The following is a 3,646-nucleotide window of genomic DNA, read 5'->3' as shown; positions in this document are numbered from 1 at the left end:
CGGCGTCGCGTCGGCGGGGTACGACGCTCGTCGTACGGTCAGCTGATGCCGTTGGCGGTGCAGAGCGCGGCGTACGCGCCGGTGCAGAGCTTCGCCTTGTCGACGTAGCCGTCGGCCACGACGTCCTTGACGGTCGCCTTGTCGATCGCCTTCGGCTCCAGCAGCACGGACGGGACGTCCCGGCCGCTCTCCGGGTCCTTGACCGTCTGCCCGGTCTCCTTGCGCTCGCCCTTGGCCACGGCGATGGCCAGCTCGGCGGCCGCGTCGGCCTCCTTCTTGACGGCCTTGTAGACGGTCATGCACTGGTCACCGGCGAGGATGTTCTGCAGGCCGGTCACGTCGGCGTCCTGGCCGGTCACCGGGACCTTGCCGTTGAGCTTGTTCTTCTTCAGCACCGAGACGGCCGCGTTGCCGAGACCGTCGTTGGCGGAGAGCACACCGTCGATCTTGCCGCCGGTCTGGGTGAGCATCTGCTCGAAGATGGTGGCGGCCTGCGCCGGGTCCCAGTCCGGCACCGACTGGTCCGGGCCCTTGGTGTATTCCTTCGACTCGAACTTCGGCTTGAGCACCGAGTCGTAGCCGTTCTTGAACAGGGTGGCGTTGTTGTCGGTCGGCGAGCCGTTGAGGTAGGCGACCGTCGGGTTCTTGACGCCCTTCTCGGTCAGGCACTTGACCAGGCCCTCGCCCTGGAGCTTGCCGACGGCCTCGTTGTCGAAGCTGACGTAGTACTGCGCGGACCCGCCCAGGGTGAGCCGGTCGTAGTCGATCGTGGCGACACCCTGCGACTTCGCCTTGTCCAGCACGGCCTTGCCGGTGCCGGAGTCCAGGTTGACGATCATCAGGGTGGTGACCCCGCTGGTGATCATCTGGTCGGCGATGGTCTGGAAGGCGTTCTTGTCGTTCTGCGCGTTCTGGATGTCCGACTCGACACCGGCGGCGTCGAAGGCGGCCTTGAGGAACCTGCGGTCGGCGGTCTCCCAGCGGGCGGAGGACTTGCTGTCCGGCAGGATCACGCCGATCTTCGGCTTCTTGGCGGTGTCGCCGCCGGCCTCGTTGCTGCTGGAGTCGTCGCCGCAGGCGGCCATGCTGCCGGTGGCCAGCAGGCCCACGGCGGCGAAGGTGAGGAAGCCCTTGCGCATCTGCACGGGTCCTTTCGAGGGTGGGGGAGGAGTGGTCGGTGTTTTGTTGTGTCCGGCAACGTATTCCCGGCCGCGAGCCGGGCGCAAGACTGCCGAGGTCAGAAGTTTGTTGGCGGCGGTAACAATTCAGCAACGCGGTTGTCACCCCCGGGACACCCGCCCCGCAATCACGCTGCGTGTCCGGTCTGCGACCGGCTCCTGACGCCGGGTCAGCCGGCGGCGATCCGCGCGGTGCGGGCGTCGGTGAGGGCCACCAGATCCGCCGGGGCGAGCTGGAGCTGCAACCCCCGCCGGCCGGCCGACACGTAGACGGTGTCGTGGTCCAGCGCGGAGACGTCGACCACCGTCGGCAACCGTCGCCGCTGGCCCAGCGGGCTGATCCCGCCCCGCACGTAACCGGTGCTCCGCTCGGCGGCGGCCCGGTCGGCCAGCGCGGCCCGCTTGCCACCCAGCGCCGCGGCCAGCGCCTTGAGGTTCAGCTCGCCGGTGACCGGGACGACCGCCACCGCCAGCGCCCCGTCGACCTCGGCGACGAGCGTCTTGAACACCCGCTCCGGCGGCACGCCGAGCGCCGCCGCGACCAGCGCGCCGTAGTTCGGCGCGTCCGGGGCGACGTCGTACGGGTGGGTGCGGTGGGCGATCTTCCGCTTGGTCAGCAGCGCCGTCGCCGCGGTGGCCTGTCCCGCCATGCCGGACACGCTAGCCCGGCGGGCCCCCGTCCGCGACCGGTCGGCCGATCAGCACCGTCGGCGCCCCGGCCACCCGGGTCAGCACCAGGCTGGCCGGATTCTCCCCGGCCAGTCGCAGGTCCCGGCGCAGCTGCTCGGGCGACAACGCCGAGCCCCGCTTGAGGATCTCCACCCGGCCGACCCGGCGCTCCCGCAGCAGTGCGCGCAGCCGCTTCAGCGAGAACGGCAGCACGTCGACGATCTCCAGGCACCTGCCGAACGGGGTGGGGCGTGGGGCGTCCGCGTAGAGGTAGGCGATGCTCGGGTCGGCGAGCGTCGCGTCGAGGGTGTCGGCCAGTTCGGCGACCAGGTGCGCCCGGACCACCGCCGGGTCCGGGTCGTACAGGTAGCGCCGTACCGGCCCGACTCCCGCCTCGACGTCACCCGTGCCGGTCAGTTGGTGGCTCCGCTCCGGGGGGTCACCGGGGACGGCCGGCTGGTGGCCGTCGGTCGCCCCGGCACCGGGACCGGTGGGCCGGTCCCCGGGGGTCGCCGGGCCGCCCGCCGGTCGCTGCCGGTCGGCGGGCCCCGCCCGCAGCACGGTCGCCCGGCGGGGCACCCCGGCGAGCGGGCCGCCCCACAGGGCCGCCTCGACCAGGTCGCCGTCGACGCTGACCCACTCCGCCTCGGCGTCGGCCGGGATCCGGGCGTGGTCGATGCCGGGGGCCACCTTCACCACCGTGTGCGGCACCCGTGCGGCCAGCCCGGTGACGAAGTCCCACGGCGGCGAGTAGGCGTCCGGGTCGAAGATCCGCCGTCCGGTTCCTGCCCGCCGTCGGGCCGGGTCGCAGAACACCGCGTCGACCCGGGTCACGTCGAACGCCGTCGCGTCGCCGCACTCCACGGTGAACCGCCCGGCCAGCCCGGCGGCCTCGGCGTTCGCGGCGGCCAGCGCGGCGGTGACCGGGTCGGCCTCCACCCCGTACACCCGGATGCCGGCGCGGGCGGCGGCGAGCGCGTCGGCACCGAGGCCGCAACCCAGGTCGGCGAGGGTGCGCACCCCGGCGGCGGCCAGCCGGGCGGCCCGCCGGTCGGCGACCACCCGGCGGGTGGCCTGCTCCAGGCCGGGGCGGGTGAGGAACATCCCGGCCGCCTCCGGGCCGAACTTGCCGACCGCGCGGCGGCGCAGCTCGGCCTGGGTCAGTGCGGCGGCGGCCAGCCCGGCCGGCACCCCGCGCGAGCGCAGCGCCGCGGCCGCGACCAGCGGGTCGCCGCCGGCCACCCCGGTCGCCGCGGCGAGCGCGGCCGACCCCTCGGCGGTACGCAGCGCGGCGAACTGGTCGAGATCCACCCGCCCATTGTCCGGCTCGGCCGGTAGATCGACTCAGGCGGGCCGATGTTGCGGTGTCCGAGCGGGGTCGTCACCGCCACATCGCCCCCCGTGAGTTGATAATGGCGGGCGGCGACACGAAGGGCGGCAGATTGGCACTCTCCTTGACGGAGTGCTAGCCGAGGAATAACCTGCGATTAGCACTCTCACCCTGAGGGTGCCAACGTCCGGGCCCTGGTGCCCGGGGGTTGAACGCCAGGCGGACCGGCACCCGCGACGACGGCCCCGCCCGGTGGCATGAGGCAGATTGACGCTGGTCAGCCCCGCTGGCCAGCAACGAAACCAGTACCCCAGGAGGGTATGCCCGTGACTACCGCGACCAAGGTTGCGATCAAGCCGCTCGAGGACCGGATCGTGGTCCAGGCGAACGAGGCTGAGACCACCACGGCGTCGGGCATCGTGATCCCCGACACCGCCAAGGAGAAGCCGCAGGAGGGCACCGTCCTCGC

4 protein-coding genes are annotated in these 3,646 nt (G+C 72.8%); 1 reads left to right on the top strand and 3 read right to left on the bottom strand.

Annotated elements, in window-relative coordinates:
• Nucleotides 1–38: 38 nt before the first annotated feature.
• The 3 genes from ACOJTC_RS16195 to ACOJTC_RS16185 all read right to left on the bottom strand — a co-directional run bounded on the left by ACOJTC_RS16195 (nt 39) and on the right by ACOJTC_RS16185 (nt 3,158).
• Entirely contained in the window at nt 39–1,139 is a 1,101-nt protein-coding gene (locus ACOJTC_RS16195; protein ID WP_204924912.1) for a sugar ABC transporter substrate-binding protein, read from the bottom strand.
• 209 nt (nt 1,140–1,348) lie between these two features.
• Nucleotides 1,349–1,828 (bottom strand): Cys-tRNA(Pro) deacylase, encoded by a 480-nt coding sequence (gene ybaK, locus ACOJTC_RS16190; RefSeq protein WP_420117502.1) that lies wholly within the window; start codon nt 1,826–1,828, stop codon nt 1,349–1,351.
• Between the two features lie 10 nt (nt 1,829–1,838).
• Nucleotides 1,839–3,158, bottom strand: coding sequence for a THUMP-like domain-containing protein (locus ACOJTC_RS16185; protein ID WP_420117501.1), 1,320 nt, complete (start codon nt 3,156–3,158; stop codon nt 1,839–1,841).
• Between the two features lie 339 nt (nt 3,159–3,497).
• On the opposite strand from ACOJTC_RS16185, the gene ACOJTC_RS16180 reads away from it, so the two are divergent.
• Nucleotides 3,498–3,646: co-chaperone GroES (locus ACOJTC_RS16180; protein WP_420117503.1), on the top strand; the 149-nt coding region annotated here is incomplete at its 3' end.

This window comes from Micromonospora sp. (genome assembly GCF_048594385.1).
Taxonomy (GTDB): Bacteria; Actinomycetota; Actinomycetes; order Mycobacteriales; family Micromonosporaceae; genus Micromonospora; species Micromonospora wenchangensis.
Note: the sequence above shows the minus strand (reverse complement) of the source record. Positions and strands in the feature narration are given on the sequence as shown.

What these genes read in the sequence shown, in the direction of transcription:
- ACOJTC_RS16195 (WP_204924912.1), bottom strand. Translation starts at nt 1,139, where the DNA reads ATGCGCAAGGGCTTCCTCACCTTCGCCGCCGTGGGCCTGCTGGCCACC.
- ybaK (WP_420117502.1), bottom strand. Translation starts at nt 1,828, where the DNA reads ATGGCGGGACAGGCCACCGCGGCGACGGCGCTGCTGACCAAGCGGAAG.